12 protein-coding genes and 1 pseudogene are annotated in these 14,322 nt (G+C 67.6%); 7 read left to right on the top strand and 6 right to left on the bottom strand.

What is annotated here, in order from left to right; genetic code table 11:
* Window positions 1–37: 37 nt before the first annotated feature.
* The 4 genes from sucC to odhB all read left to right on the top strand — a co-directional run bounded on the left by sucC (window position 38) and on the right by odhB (window position 6,693).
* Complete coding sequence (sucC, locus tag I4Q42_RS21675) at window positions 38–1,237, top strand: ADP-forming succinate--CoA ligase subunit beta (protein ID WP_198578178.1); 1,200 nt, start codon at window positions 38–40, stop codon at window positions 1,235–1,237.
* Window positions 1,238–2,122, top strand: a complete 885-nt coding sequence (gene sucD / locus I4Q42_RS21670) for a succinate--CoA ligase subunit alpha (RefSeq protein WP_198578177.1) — start codon at window positions 1,238–1,240, stop codon at window positions 2,120–2,122. It abuts the gene before it with no gap.
* A gap of 275 nt (window positions 2,123–2,397) precedes the next feature.
* Complete coding sequence (locus tag I4Q42_RS21665) at window positions 2,398–5,361, top strand: 2-oxoglutarate dehydrogenase E1 component (RefSeq protein ID WP_198578176.1); 2,964 nt, start codon at window positions 2,398–2,400, stop codon at window positions 5,359–5,361.
* 111 nt (window positions 5,362–5,472) lie between these two features.
* On the top strand, window positions 5,473–6,693 hold the full coding sequence (gene odhB, locus I4Q42_RS21660) for a 2-oxoglutarate dehydrogenase complex dihydrolipoyllysine-residue succinyltransferase (protein WP_198578175.1): 1,221 nt from the start codon (window positions 5,473–5,475) through the stop codon (window positions 6,691–6,693).
* A gap of 227 nt (window positions 6,694–6,920) precedes the next feature.
* On the opposite strand, the gene I4Q42_RS21655 is transcribed toward odhB, so the two are convergent.
* Genes I4Q42_RS21655 through I4Q42_RS21645 form a run of 3 tightly spaced genes read right to left on the bottom strand, consistent with a single transcriptional unit; the run spans window position 6,921 to window position 8,762 of the window.
* Complete coding sequence (locus tag I4Q42_RS21655; RefSeq protein WP_198578174.1) at window positions 6,921–7,760, bottom strand: aldo/keto reductase; 840 nt, start codon at window positions 7,758–7,760, stop codon at window positions 6,921–6,923.
* A 38-nt stretch (window positions 7,761–7,798) separates the two neighbouring features.
* Window positions 7,799–8,431, bottom strand: coding sequence for a Pr6Pr family membrane protein (locus I4Q42_RS21650; RefSeq protein WP_198578173.1), 633 nt, complete (start codon window positions 8,429–8,431; stop codon window positions 7,799–7,801).
* Window positions 8,415–8,762 carry an MmcQ/YjbR family DNA-binding protein gene (locus I4Q42_RS21645; protein WP_198578172.1) on the bottom strand — a complete coding sequence of 116 codons (348 nt, stop codon included), beginning with the start codon at window positions 8,760–8,762 and terminating at the stop codon, window positions 8,415–8,417. The genes I4Q42_RS21650 and I4Q42_RS21645 overlap by 17 nt, the downstream gene beginning before the upstream one ends.
* A 35-nt stretch (window positions 8,763–8,797) precedes the next feature.
* Between I4Q42_RS21645 and I4Q42_RS21640 the strand changes: the two genes are divergently transcribed.
* Window positions 8,798–9,658, top strand: a complete 861-nt coding sequence (locus tag I4Q42_RS21640; protein ID WP_198578171.1) for an NAD-dependent epimerase/dehydratase family protein — start codon at window positions 8,798–8,800, stop codon at window positions 9,656–9,658.
* A 171-nt stretch (window positions 9,659–9,829) separates the two neighbouring features.
* Here the strand turns inward: I4Q42_RS21640 and I4Q42_RS21635 are convergent, their stop codons facing one another.
* Window positions 9,830–10,087 (bottom strand): hypothetical protein, encoded by a 258-nt coding sequence (locus I4Q42_RS21635; RefSeq protein WP_198578170.1) that lies wholly within the window; start codon window positions 10,085–10,087, stop codon window positions 9,830–9,832.
* A 104-nt stretch (window positions 10,088–10,191) separates the two neighbouring features.
* Window positions 10,192–11,652 carry a catalase gene (locus tag I4Q42_RS21630; RefSeq protein WP_198578169.1) on the bottom strand — a complete coding sequence of 487 codons (1,461 nt, stop codon included), beginning with the start codon at window positions 11,650–11,652 and terminating at the stop codon, window positions 10,192–10,194.
* A gap of 172 nt (window positions 11,653–11,824) precedes the next feature.
* On the opposite strand from I4Q42_RS21630, the gene ubiA reads away from it, so the two are divergent.
* On the top strand, window positions 11,825–12,751 hold the full coding sequence (ubiA, locus tag I4Q42_RS21625; RefSeq protein WP_198578168.1) for a 4-hydroxybenzoate octaprenyltransferase: 927 nt from the start codon (window positions 11,825–11,827) through the stop codon (window positions 12,749–12,751).
* A gap of 149 nt (window positions 12,752–12,900) precedes the next feature.
* On the opposite strand, the gene I4Q42_RS21620 is transcribed toward ubiA, so the two are convergent.
* Window positions 12,901–13,317 (bottom strand): lysozyme inhibitor LprI family protein, encoded by a 417-nt coding sequence (locus I4Q42_RS21620; RefSeq protein WP_198578167.1) that lies wholly within the window; start codon window positions 13,315–13,317, stop codon window positions 12,901–12,903.
* Here I4Q42_RS21620 and I4Q42_RS21615 point away from each other — a divergent pair.
* Window positions 13,316–14,258 (top strand): annotated as a pseudogene (locus I4Q42_RS21615) (fatty acid desaturase family protein). The gene I4Q42_RS21620 and the pseudogene I4Q42_RS21615 sit on opposite strands and share 2 nt — an antisense overlap.
* Window positions 14,259–14,322 lie beyond the last annotated feature (64 nt).

Raw genomic sequence — 14,322 nt, 5'->3', positions numbered from 1 at the left:
CCACATTCCAAGAACCGTCGCGGAAGACCGGTCCCTCATGAACATTCACGAGCATCAAGCCAAAGCCGTCCTCGCGGAGTTCGGCGCCCCCGTCCCGCGTGGCTTCGCGGCGTTCACTGTCGACGAAGCCGTCGCCGCCGCTGAGAAGCTGGGCGGTCCGGTCTTCGTCGTGAAGAGCCAGATCCACGCCGGTGGCCGTGGCAAGGGCAAGTTCGAGGGCCTGGCCCCCGACGCCAAGGGCGGCGTCCGCGTCGTCAAGTCGGTCGAGGACGTCAAGGCGTCGGCCGAGGAAATGCTCGGTCGCGTGCTGGTGACCCACCAGACCGGCCCCAAGGGCAAGCAGGTCAACCGCCTCTACATCGAAGAAGGCGCGGCGATCGAAAAGGAATTCTACCTGTCGCTGCTGGTCGACCGCGAAACCTCGATGGTTTCGGTGGTCGCCTCGACCGAAGGCGGCATGGACATCGAGGACGTGGCCCACGCCACCCCGGAAAAGATCCACTCGTTCTCGATCGACCCCGCCACCGGCGTGTGGCCGACCCACCAGCGCGCGCTGGCCAAGGCCCTGGGCCTGACCGGCGGCCTGGCCAAGGAAGCCGCCGTGCTGCTGACGCAGCTCTACACGGCGTTCCTGGCCAAGGACATGGCCATGCTGGAGATCAACCCGCTGATCGTCACGGCCGACGAGCACCTGCGCGTCCTGGACGCCAAGCTGTCGTTCGACGGCAACTCGCTGTTCCGTCACCCGGACATCCGCGCCCTGCGCGACGAGACCGAAGAAGACCCCAAGGAAATCGAAGCCTCGAAGTATGACCTGGCCTATATCGCCCTCGACGGCGAAATCGGCTGCATGGTCAACGGCGCGGGCCTCGCCATGGCCACCATGGACATCATCAAGCTGTACGGCGCCGAGCCGGCCAACTTCCTCGATGTCGGCGGCGGCGCCAACAAGGAGAAGGTCACCGCGGCCTTCAAGATCATCACCGCCGATCCGGCCGTGAAGGGCATCCTGGTCAACATCTTCGGCGGCATCATGCGCTGCGACATCATCGCGGAAGGCGTCATCGCCGCCGTGAAGGAAGTCGGCCTGCAAGTTCCGCTGGTGGTGCGCCTGGAAGGCACCAACGTCGAACTCGGTAAGAAAATCATCTCGGAAAGCGGCCTGAACGTCATCGCCGCCAACGATCTGTCCGACGGCGCCGAAAAGATCGTCGCCGCTGTGAAGGGCGCCCGCTAAATGTCGATCCTCATCGGTTCTGAAACCAAGGTCATCACCCAGGGCTTCACCGGCGCCCAGGGCACGTTCCACTCCGAACAAGCCATCGCCTACGGCACCAAGATGGTCGGCGGCGTCACGCCCGGCAAGGGCGGCCAGACCCACATCGGCCTGCCCGTGTTCGACACGGTCGGCGAAGCCAAGGAAGCCACCAACGCCGACGCCTCGGTGATCTACGTCCCGCCGCCCTTCGCGGCCGACTCGATCCTGGAAGCCATCGACGCCGAAATCCCGCTGATCATCTGCATCACCGAAGGCATCCCGGTGCTGGACATGGTGCGCGTGAAGAAGGCCCTGAAGGGTTCGCGTTCGCGCCTGATCGGCCCGAACTGCCCGGGCGTCCTGACCCCGAACCAGTGCAAGATCGGCATCATGCCGGGCGGCATCTTCTCGGAAGGCTCGGTCGGCGTCGTGTCGCGTTCGGGCACCCTGACCTATGAAGCCGTGTTCCAGACCACCAACGCCGGTCTGGGTCAGACGACCGCCGTCGGCATCGGCGGCGACCCGGTCAAGGGCACCGAGTTCATCGACGTGCTCGAACTCTTCCTGGCCGACGAAGCCACCAAGTCGATCGTCATGATCGGCGAGATCGGCGGCTCGGCCGAAGAAGAAGCGGCCCAGTTCCTGAAGGACGAAGCCAAGCGCGGCCGCAAGAAGCCCATGGTCGGCTTCATCGCCGGTCGTACGGCTCCTCCCGGCCGTCACATGGGTCACGCCGGCGCCATCATCTCGGGCGGCAAGGGCGGCGCCGAGGACAAGATCGCGGCGATGGAAGAAGCGGGCATCCGCGTCTCGCCGTCGCCGGCGAAGCTGGGTGAAACCCTGCTCGACGTCCTCAAGGGCTAAGACACTACCGAAACCCCGCCCTGTGCGGGGCCCAGGTTTTTTGCGACCGCCAGTCGACGATCCGAAAAAATCACCTGGGCTTCGCCATCCGGCGCGGGCGACGGGAGATTGACAGACTATATTTACGGGACCGGTCTAACCACCGGTCCCGTAAACGGATCCGAAGCGTGGCGGCCGAAAATGGATAGCGGCCAACCGGTCGTCGCGCTTCATGTTTCAAACGAGCTCGTGATCCCGCCGGTTGGCCTCGGCGGGCGAGCATCGAGGCGAAGACGATGGCGGACGACGCAGGCATCATCAATCAGGTCTTGACCGAGACCTCCTTCCTCTACGGCGCGAACGCCGCCTTCGTAGAGGACCTCTACGCCCAGTGGGCTGAGAACCCCGGATCGGTCGAGCCCTCGTGGAACGCCTTCTTCGCCTCGCTCGCCGAGCAGGCCGACCAGGTCAAGCGCGCCGCGCAGGACCCGGCCTGGACCCCCAAGAAGGTCCCCAGCGTTCGTCCCGACTGGCTTTCGGCCCTCGACGGCCAGTGGGCGACCGTCGCCCCCGCCGTCGAAGCCAAGATCGCCAAGGCCGTCGAGGCCAAGGCCCCGGGCGCCTCGTCCGAAGCCGTCCGCGCCGCCACGCTGGACAGCCTGCGCGCCATCATGATGATCCGGGCCTACCGGATGCGCGGCCACCTCGCCGCCAACCTCGATCCGCTGGGTCTTGAGCCGCCGAAGGCCGCGCCCGAGCTCGACCCGGCCACCTACGGCTTCACCGAAGCCGACTACGACCGCCCGATCTTCCTCGACTTCGTGCTGGGTCTCGAGACCGCCTCGATCCGCGAGATCCTGTCGATCGTCCGCCGCACCTACTGCGACAACGTCGGCGTGCAGTACATGCACATCTCGAACCCCGACGAGAAGGCCTGGCTGCAGGAGCGCATCGAGGGCCGCGACAAGGAGATCGTGTTCTCGAAGGAGGGCAAGGTCGCCATCCTCAAGAAGCTGATCGAGGCCGAGGGCTTCGAGAAGTTCCTGCACAAGCGCTTCCCCGGCACCAAGCGCTTCGGCCTCGACGGCGGCGAAGCCATGGTCCCGGCCATGGAGCAGATCATCAAGCGCGGCGGCGCGCTGGGCGTGAAGGACATTGTCCTGGGCATGCCGCACCGCGGCCGCCTGAACGTGCTGGCCGCCGTGATGGGCAAGCCCTATCACGTGATCTTCCACGAATTCCAAGGCGGCTCGTCGGTGCCCTCGGACGTCGAGGGTTCGGGCGACGTGAAGTATCACATGGGCGCTTCGTCGGACCGTGAGTTCGACGACAACAAGGTCCACCTGTCGCTGACGGCCAACCCGTCGCACCTGGAAATCGTCAACCCGGTCGTCATCGGCAAGGCCCGCGCCAAGCAGGCCTTCACCCTGCGCGAACAGCCGGACGCCGGCCGCGGCCACGTGCTGCCGCTGCTGCTGCACGGCGACGCGGCCTTCGCCGGCCAGGGCGTGGTGGCCGAGTGCTTCACCCTGTCGGGCCTGAAGGGCTACCGCACGGGCGGCACCATCCACTTCATCGTCAACAACCAGATCGGCTTCACGACCAGCCCGCGCTACTCGCGCAGCTCGCCCTACCCGAGCGACATGGCGCTGATGGTCGAAGCCCCGATCTTCCACGTCAACGGCGACGATCCCGAAGCCGTCGTCTTCGCCTCCAAGGTCGCGACCGAGTACCGCCAGAAGTTTGGCAAGGACGTGGTCATCGACATGGTCTGCTATCGCCGCTTCGGTCACAACGAAGGCGACGATCCGACCATGACGTCGCCGCTGATGTACGCGAAGATCAAGGGTCACCCGCCGACCCGCGAGCTCTACGCCAACCGCCTGATCGCCGAGAACCTGATCACCCAGGGCGAGTCCGACGGCTGGGTCAGCGAGTTCGAGGCCTTCCTCGACAGCGAGTTCGAAGCCGGCAAGAGCTACAAGGCCAACAAGGCCGACTGGCTGGACGGCAAGTGGAAGGGCCTGGCCCTGCCCGGCGACGAAGAGCGCAAGGGCAAGACCGAGGTCGCCCTGACCCGCCTGCAGGAACTGGCCCGCCAGATCACCACGATCCCCGAGCGCATCGACGCCCACAAGACCGTGCGCCGCGCCATCGAGAACCGTCGCGACGCGTTCGAGAAGGGTGAAGGCATCGACTGGGGCGCCGGCGAGCACCTGGCCTTCGCCACCCTGCTCGACGAAGGCTTCCCGGTCCGCCTGTCGGGCCAGGACTCGGTCCGCGGCACGTTCACCCAGCGCCACTCCGACGTCATCGACCAGAAGACCGAAGAGCACTACACGCCGCTGAACAACGTCCGTCCGGGCCAGGCCCACTACGAGGTCATCGACTCGGCCCTGTCGGAAGAGGCGGTGCTGGGCTTCGAGTACGGCTTCTCGCTGGCCGACCCGAACACCCTGACCCTGTGGGAAGGCCAGTTCGGCGACTTCGTGAACGGCGCCCAGGTGGTCATCGACCAGTTCATCAGCTCGGGCGAGCGCAAGTGGCTGCGGATGAGCGGCCTCGTGATGCTGCTGCCGCACGGCTACGAAGGCCAGGGCCCCGAGCACAGCTCGGCCCGCCTCGAGCGCTTCCTGCAGTCGTGCGCGGAAGACAACATGCAGGTGGTCAACTGCACCACCCCGGCCAACTACTTCCACGCCCTGCGCCGGCAGATGCACCGCGAGTTCCGCAAGCCGCTGATCGTGATGTCGCCCAAGAGCCTGCTGCGCCACAAGCGCGCCGTCTCGAACCTGGCCGACTTCGCCGAGGGCAGCGCCTTCCACCGCGTGATGGTGGACGGCGCCGAAGCCGGCTGCGACGTCGGCGGGATCACGCTGAAGAGCGACGATCAGATCAAGCGCGTCATCATGTGCTCGGGCAAGGTCTACTTCGACCTGATCGACCAGCGCGCCAAGAACGGCCGCGACGACGTCTACATCCTGCGTCTGGAGCAGTTCTATCCGTGGCCGATGAAGTCGGTCATGGGCGTCTTGAACCGCTTCAAGAACGCCGACCTGCTGTGGGTCCAGGAAGAGCCGAAGAACATGGGCGGCTGGACCTTCGTCGATCCCTGGATCGAGCTCACCCTCGACAAGATGGACATCAAGGCCAAGCGCGCCCGCTACGTCGGCCGCCCGGCGAGCGCCTCGACCGCCGCCGGCCTGATGAGCCGCCACCTCAAGGAGCTCGAAGCCTTCCTCACCGAAGCCTTCGCCTAAGAGCTCAAACCTTCAAGCCGCCGCGCCCTTCGACTTGTTCGATAGGCGCGGCGGTCTAAGTTCGCACCCGACCCTGACCGCCAGATCAAAAAGAGACATCGGAACCTAACCATGGCCGACATCATGACCCCCGCCCTGGGCGAATCCGTCACCGAAGCGACGGTCGCCCGCTGGACCAAGAAGGCCGGGGAGGCCGTGAAGAAGGACGAGCTGCTCGTCGAGCTGGAAACCGACAAGGTCAGCCTGGAAGTCGTGGCCCCGGCCGACGGCGTCCTCGCCGCCATCAGCGCCGAGGAAGGCGCCACCGTGGTTCCGGGCACGGTCCTGGGCGTGGTGACCGAAGGCGCGACCGCCTCGGCCGCTCCCGCCGCCGCCCCTGCCCCGAAGGCCGCCGCTCCGGCTCCCGCGCCCGCCCCGGCTCCGGTCGCTGCTGCTGCTCCGGCCGCTCCGACCGCCGCTCCGGTCAGCCCGGCCCCGGCCCGCATCGCCGCCGAGACCGGCCTCGACCTGTCGAAGGTCGCCGGCACCGGCAAGGACGGCCGCGTGACCAAGGGCGACGCCCTGGCCGCCCTGGAAGCCCGCGCCTCGGCCCCGGCTCCGGCCGCCGCCCCGGCCGCGCCGCGTCCGATCCACGAGCGCGAAGAGCGCGTGAAGATGACGCGCCTGCGTCAGACGATCGCCCGTCGCCTCAAGGAAGCCCAGAACAACGCCGCCATGCTGACGACCTTCAACGAGGTCGACATGAGCGCGGTGATGGCCCTGCGCGCCCAGTACAAGGACGTCTTCGAAAAGCGCCACGGCGTGAAGCTGGGCTTCATGTCCTTCTTCACCAAGGCCGTCGTCGCCGCCCTGAAGGCCGTGCCGGACGTCAACGCCGAGATCGACGGCACCGACATCGTCTACAAGAACCACTACGACATCGGCGTCGCCGTCGGCACCGACAAGGGCCTGGTGGTTCCGGTCGTCCGTGACGCCGACGTGCTGAACCTGGCCGAAATCGAAAAGGCCATCGGCGACCTCGGCAAGAAGGCCCGCAGCGGCGGCCTGGCCATCGAGGACATGCAGGGCGGCACCTTCACGATCACCAACGGCGGCATCTACGGCTCGCTGATGTCGACCCCGATCCTCAACGCGCCGCAGTCGGGCATCCTCGGCATGCACGCGATCAAGGAACGCGCCATGGTCGTGGGCGGCAAGATCGAGATCCGCCCGATGATGTACCTGGCCCTGTCCTACGACCACCGCGTGGTCGACGGCCAAGGCGCCGTGACCTTCCTCGTGAAGGTCAAGGAAGCCCTGGAAGACCCGCAGCGCCTGCTGCTGGACCTGTAAAAATAATCAACGCTGATTATTTATCGAAGGGGCCGTGAAAACGGCCCCTTTTTCTTTGGTCCCTCTCCCCCTGCGGGAGAGGGTGGCCCGCGAAGCGGGTCGGGTGAGGGGTCGCACCAACGCAAAACGCCGCGACAGCCGTTAGGCCCGTCGCGGCGTTCGAGATCTGAGAGACCCCTCATCCGTCGGCTATCGCCGACACCTTCTCCCGCAAGGGGAGAAGGACGTTATTCCGCATCCCACTTGTACGCCGCGTCGATCCAGTCGCCGATGCGGCCGTCCGGACGCGCCAGCGCATAGACCTGCGCCATCTCTTCATCCGTCAGTTCGAAATCGAAGATCGCGAAGTTCTCGGCCAGCCGCGCCGGGTTCTTGGTCCGCGGGATGGTGACCACGCCCTGCTGCACCTGCCAGCGCAGGGTCACCTGGCCCGGCGTCTTGCCGTACTTGGCGCCGATCGCCTTCAGGACAGGCTCGTCGGCGACCTTGCCCTGGGCCAGGGGCGACCAGGCGGTCAGCGAGGCGCCGAGCTTGTCGGCCGTGGCCCGCAGGGTCTTCTGCGACAGATAGGGATGGTACTCGACCTGGTTGGTGGTGATCGGGGCCTCCGACAGGGCGGCGGCCTCCTGCATCAGCGTCGAGGTGAAGTTCGACAGGCCGATGGCCCGGGTGCGGCCGTCGGCCTTCACGGCGTTCAGCGCCGCGATGGTCTCGGCCAGGGCCGGCTTGGGCTTGGGCCAGTGCAGCAGCAGCAGGTCGACCTGGTCGACGCGCAGCTTCTTCAGGCTCTCGTCGACCGAGCGCTGCAGGTCGCCGTCGGCGAACTTGTCGACCCAGACCTTGGTGGTGACAAAGATCTCGCCGCGCGGCACGCCGGTGGCCGCCAGGGCCGCGCCGACGTCCTGCTCGTTGCCGTAGATCTGGGCGGTGTCGATGTGGCGGTAGCCGACCTCCAGCGCCTTTTCGGTCATCACCTGGGCCGCACCGTTCTCCAGCTGCCAGGTGCCCAGGCCGATGGACGGCATGACGACGTCGCCCGAACGGATGCCGGGATAGGATTGCGACATGGGATACTCCTGAAAACTGCTCAGGCGGATATAGGCGCTCAGCCTCGCTTCGCTAGCCGAAGTTGCAGGTGTTGGACGCCCGTCAGGACCAGAGTGAGGGCGAAAAAGCCGGCGGCCATCACCACCATCGTCAACAGCACGGACGGATAGCCGCGCTTGGCGACGTTGAGGAATGGATAGGGATACCAGCCCGACAACGCTCCGTGGACCAGGGTCCAGACGCCGAAGGCGAACGGCAGGGCCAGGGCCTTCCACGCCTGCCCCCAGCGCGCGGCCTCGCGCGGCGGCAGCACAAGCAGGTCGGCCAGGAACAACAGCGGCGTCACGGTGTGCAGCAGGGTGTCGGCGACCAGCTGCCAGCCCTTGGGATCCCACAGTCCGGCCAGCAGCACGTGATAGACCAGCGCCGTCACCCCGATATAGACGCCCACCGCCACTCGCGTTCCGGCCCGCCGCGCCCAGATCCCCAGCCGGCTCGCGGGCGCCAGGGCCGCCGCGGCCAGCGCCGTCCCGACCAGGATGTTGCTGAGGATCGTGAAGAAGCTGAAGAACTTCACGGTCTGGGCCAGGGGATCCTTGTGGGAAACCATCAGGCCGTATTGCAGCATGACGCCGAACCAGACGATCGCCGCAGCGACCAGGCGCCAGGCGCGCTCAGCCTTGTTGGTCATGGGCCTTGGAAACCTTCTTCGGGACGCTGGCGCGCCACTGCCGTTCGAGAATGCGCTTCACCGTGCCAGGCTCCACCGCCGACAGCCGGGCCAACACCATCGGGTAGTTGCGGTAGTGGTCGGTGAAATAGAACACCTCCGGCGCGGCCTCGATCAGCATCTCGCGTTCGTCGAACGGCACGCCGGTCAGCACCAGGCTGTCGCCGTCCTCCTTCAACCGGGTCAGGAACTTGCCGTTCGCCTTGAGGCAGGCATAGCCATAGGACGTCCCGTCCGCGACCAGCGCCAAGGAAAAGGCGAAGGCGCGAACCTCTTCATAGGTCATGGGCATGGGCGAACCTCCCGTAGCGCGACTATAGAAGGAGGATGAGCGCGGAAAACACCCTGAAGACGCCGATCCTGGTGCTGGGCGCCACCAGCCTGATCGGGACCTTCCTGATGGCGCGGCTGCAGGCCGCCGGCCACGAGCCCATGGGGCTGTCGCGACGTCCTCCCGGAGGAGACGCCTGCTGGATCGACGCCGACCTGCGCGGCGACGACCTGGCCGAGCAGCTGCCGGGCGCCGCCACCGTCTTCGCGCTGTCGCCGATCTGGCTGCTGCCGGACGCCCTGCCGGCCCTGAAGGCCCGGGGCATGACCCGTCTCGTGGCCTTCTCCTCGACCAGCCGCTTCACCAAGGAGGCCTCGCCCGAGGCCTCCGAGCGCGCCGTCGCCAAGGCCCTGGCCGACGCGGAAAACGCCGTCGAAGCCTTCGGCGCCGAACACGGGATCGCCTGGACCATCCTGCGCCCGACCCTGATCTATGCCGAGGGCCGCGACGGCAATGTCAGCCGCCTGGCCGGCCTGATCCGCCGCTTCAAGGTGCTGCCGCTATCGGGAACGGGCGAGGGCCTGCGCCAGCCGGTCCACGCCGACGACCTGGCCGCCGGGGCCATCGCGGCCGCCACCGCACCGGCGGCGAGCAATCGCGCCTACGCCCTGGTCGGCGGCGAGACCCTGGCCTATCGCGACATGGTCCGCCGGATCTACGAGGGCCTGGGCCGCACGCCGCTGATCGCGCCGCTGCCGCCGTGGCTGTTTTCGCTGTTGCTGACCCTGGCCCGGCCGTTCTTCCCCGGCGCGACGGCGGCCATGGGCGCGCGGATGAGCCAGGACCTGGTGTTCGACGCGGCCGATGCGGTCAGGGATTTCGGGTGGAGCCCGAGGGATTTTCACCCCCGTTTTTGATCCCTCTCCCCTTGCGGGAGAGGGTGGCCCGCGAAGCGGGTCGGGTGAGGGGTCGCACAAACCTGTCCGTTGTGAAGGCGGAACAGCCGGGTGCGGCGTCGGAATTCTGAGAGACCCCTCATCCGACGGCCTTCGGCCGCCACCTTCTCCCGCAAGGGGAGAAGGACCGGATCACGCCAACCCCGCCCGTCCGTAATACAGCGTCCCCGCCGCCGGCTGGGCGAGCCCTCGCCTGATCCGCGGCCCGAACTTCGTGGCCGACAGCAGGCGCGCGACCATCGCCTCGTCGCCCGCCCGGCGAAACGCTCGGGCCGAGGCCGACCACAAGGCCGTGGTCGCCGGGTGTGGAACGACGACGCCGGCGGCGAGGCCCAGGGCCAGCAGGCTCCAGCCGACGGCGCGGTCACGGATACGGTCGAAACGGGTCATGGTCGTGCTCCTTTCTTCGGAGTCCAAAATGGGGGTCGAGGAGGACCGCCGGGCTGAGCGGGGGTGGGCGGTCCTCCTCGGACCGCCGAACAGTCCTTTCCAGGCTATTCGGCGGCGATGGCGATCTCGTCGGTCGAGATCCCCAGGCGGTAGGCGACGCCGGCCCCGTAGGCCGGATCGGCGCGATGGAAGTGCACCAGCTGGCGCTTCTGGATCTCGACCGGCACGCCGTGCATGGCCGCGGCGATGTTGTCGAACAGCTGGCGCTGCTGGTCGGGGCTCATCAGTCGGAACAGGTCGCCGGGCTGGGTGTAGTCGTCGTTGCCGTCGCGGTGGCTGTAGCGGTCGGCGTCGCCGTGGATCGCCAGCGGCGGCTCGGCCACCGACGGATCCTCGACCGGCCCGCCGAAGCTGTTGGGCTCGTACCAAGCGTCGGTGCGCGGCGGGCTGTCGAACCGCATGGCGCCGTCGGCGTGGTAGTGGTGCACCGGGCAGCGCGGACGGTTCACCGGCAGCGCCTCATAGTGGGTGCCGATCCGATACCTATGCGCATCGGCATAGGCGAAGATCCGCGCCTGCAGCATCTTGTCGGGCGAGAAGCCGATGCCCGGCACGATGTTGGACGGCGAGAACGAGCTCTGCTCCACCTCGGCGTGGTAGTTGTCCGGATTGCGGTTCAGCTCCAGCACCCCGACCTCGATCAGCGGATAGTCCGCATGCGGCCAGACCTTGGTCAGGTCGAACGGGTTCCAGCGGAACGTCGCGGCCTGCTCTTCGGTCATGATCTGGACGTAGAAGGTCCAGCGCGGGAAATCGCCCTTCTCGATCGACTCGAACAGGTCGCGTTGGGCGCTCTCGCGGTCATTGGCGATGACCGCGTTACCTTCGGCATTGGTCCAGTTCTTGATGCCCTGCTGGGTCTTGAAGTGGAACTTGACCCAGACGCGCTCATTGGCGGCGTTGAGGAAGCTGTAGGTGTGGCTGCCAAAGCCGTGGACGTGGCGATAGCTCTGCGGCAGGCCCCGGTCCGAGAACAGGGTCGTCACCTGGTGCAGGCTTTCGGGGCTCAGGCTCCAGAAGTCCCACATCGCCGTCGGCGAGCGCAGGTTCGACACCGGGTGGCGCTTCTGGGTGCGGATGAAGTCGGGGAACTTCAGCGGGTCGCGCAGGAAGAACACCGGGGTGTTGTTGCCGACCAGGTCCCAGTTGCCCTGCTGGGTATAGACCTTGAGGGCGAAGCCGCGCACGTCGCGCTCGGCGTCGGCCGCGCCGCGCTCGCCGGCCACGGTCGAAAAGCGCAACAGCACCTCGCTCTCCGCGCCCGGTTGCAGGGCGGCGGCCTTGGTCCAGCGGCTGATGTCGTGGGTGATCTTCAGGCTGCCATAGGCGGCCGAGCCCTTGGCGTGGACGGCGCGCTCGGGCACCCGCTCACGGTTCTGGTGGGCCAGCTTTTCCATCAGCTGGTAGTCCTGCATCAGCAGGGGCCCGCGCGGGCCGGCCGACAGGCTGTTCTGGTTATCGGCGATCGGCGCTCCGGCCGTCGTCGTCATGATCGTCTTGCTCATCTCGCCCTCGCCAATCTCGTAGCGCCACTGTCCCAGGCGGCTCTCGATAAATCCAATTGATCGTTTTTCTCCGCAGGATCGGAACGATCTATGGAAATCTAGGCGAGGCCATCGCACCGGTCTTGAACGCGCACGCCTCGACCCGGAGCGCCCGGCGGTCTAATCCAGGGCCATGACCGCTATCCTGCCCGACGCCGCCGCCGCCAACTGGGTCGACCGCTACGCCCCCGAGCCCCTGCGGCCGTGGCTGAAGCTGGGACGGTTCGACCGCCCGGCCGGCATCTGGCTGCTGATGCTCCCCGGCTGGCAGGGCATCGCCCTGGCCGCCGCCGAGAAGGGCCACCTGCCCAATCCCTGGCTGCTGATCGCCTTCTTCGTCGGGGCGGCCCTGATGCGGGCGGCCGGCTGCGCCTTCAACGACATTGTCGACCGCGACTTCGACGCCCAGGTGGCCCGCACGGCCCTGCGCCCGATCCCGGCCGGCCTGATCACCGTCAAGCAGGCCTGGCTGTTCCTCGTGGGGTGCAGCCTGACCAGTTTCCTGATCCTGATCTGCCTGGGCTGGCTGGCGATTGGACTCGGCGTGGCCTCGCTGCTGCTGGTGGCCGGCTATCCGTTCATGAAGCGGATCACCTGGTGGCCGCAGGCGTGGCTGGGCCTGACCTTCAACTGGGGCGCCCTGCTCGGCTACGCCGCCGCCACCCATTCGCTGAGCTGGTCGGCGGCCCTGCTCTATGCCTCGGGGATCTTCTGGACCCTGGGCTACGACACCATCTACGCCATCCAGGACATCGAGGACGACGCCCTGGCCGGGGTGAAGTCGTCCACCCGCCGCCTGGGGGCCAAGGTCCGCCAGGGCGTGGCGATCTTCTACGCCCTGGCCTTCGTGCTGGCCCTCTGCGCGGCCTGGGCCGGCGGCCTGGGACCGCTGTTCCTGCCGCTGCTGGGCGTCTTCGCCCTGCACCTGTCGCGCCAGGCCGTGGCCGTGCGGCTGGACGACGGAACCGGCGCGCTGAAGCTCTTCAAGTCCAACGCCCAGGCCGGGGCGATCCTGGTGCTGGCGCTGGTGGCGGGAGCCTGGACGCCGGCGGGGTTTTGACCCTCTCCCATAGGGAGAGGGAGGGGCCCAGGCGATAGCCTGGGAGGGTGAGGGGTTACACCGCCAACCGGCGTGCCGGCACGCCGTCGACCGTCCCTAACCCCTCATCCGGCGCTTCGCGCCACCTTCTCCCTCTGGGAGAAGGAAACCTAGAACGGCCCCGCCCGGTAGATCCGCTCCATCGACCGCTCCAACTCGCCCAGCCGGCGGTCGTAGGTTCGCCCCAGGCACGCCCGGTTGGCGCGGCAGTCGGCGCGGGCCTTCAGCCAGGCCTGCTGCTCGTCCATCAGCGCGCCGCGGCTGCCCATGCCCATCGTCTTCTTGTTGATGTCGTAGAGCACGCTCATCCGCACGTCCTTGTTGTCGAGGCTACGGTCGGCGCAGATCGCCTTTTCGTCGGCCCGCCTGGCCTTGGCGCAGCCGAAGCTGGCGGCGTTCGCCGCTCCCGCAAGGCCAAGCGAGCAAGGGCGGCGAGAAGGATCAAGCGCATGAAAAGGCTCCGCAAAAAGCTGTGACCTAACGTCATTCTGTCGGCCTGAACCTGAACGTGCGATGATCCGTTCCATGGCCGTCGCCGCTCGTATCAAGCCGCAGGAACTGTTCCGCCCGGAAGACTGGGCCCGCCTGTCGCGCCGCTCGTCCTGGCGGGGGATCGCCATGGTCGCCCATGCCTGGAGCGTGATCCTGCTGGCCGGGGCGGTCTTCGTGGTCTGGCCCAATCCGCTGACCTACATCGTCGCCGTCATGCTGATCGGCGCCCGGCAGCTGGGCCTGGCGATCCTGATGCACGAGGCCGCGCATGGCGGGCTGCACTCCAATCTGAAGGTCAACGACTGGCTGGGCGAGTGGCTGTGCGCCGCGCCGCTGGGGGCGTCGCTGAACGCCTACCGGCCCTATCACCTGACCCACCACAAGTTCGCCCAACAGGCCGAGGACCCGGATCTGGTGCTGTCGGCCCCGTTCCCGACCACGCGAGCGTCCCTGCGCCGCAAGATCGTCCGTGACCTGACGGGCCAGACCTTCTTCAAGCAGCGGTTCGGGCCGATCCTGGCCGGCCTGAAGAAGCGCCAGCACGGCCAGGCCCCAGGCGCGATCTTCGCCCGCGCGGCGGCGGGCCAGAAGCGGTTCCTGCTGAGCAACCTGGGTCGCGCTGTCGGCGGCCGGTCTCTGGTGGGCGTGGCTGGCGCTGTGGATCGTGCCGATGGCCACCTGGTTCCCGCTCGTCACCCGCCTGCGCAACATCGCCGAGCACGCCCTGGTCGCCAAGGACGAGCCCGACCCGTTCCGCCACGCCCGCACGACGAAGGCCAACTGGCTCGAGCGGGCGCTTGTCGCCCCCTACCACGTCAATTTCCACGCCGAGCATCACCTGTTCATGCACGTGCCGTGCTGGAACCTGCCGCGGGCGCATCGGCTGCTGGCCGAGAAGGGCCTGACCGAAGGGATGCTGAACGCGCCGGGCTATCTGACGGTGCTGAAGGCGGCGTCGAGCAAGGCGGCGGCGTAGCCCCCCTCCGGCCCTCCGGGCCACCTCCCCCAGAGGGGGAGGATCTGGCGAAGCCGCGCCAAGA

The organism is Caulobacter hibisci (assembly GCF_016135805.1).
GTDB classification, from domain to species: domain Bacteria; phylum Pseudomonadota; class Alphaproteobacteria; order Caulobacterales; family Caulobacteraceae; genus Caulobacter; species Caulobacter hibisci.
Note: the sequence above shows the minus strand (reverse complement) of the source record. Positions and strands in the feature narration are given on the sequence as shown.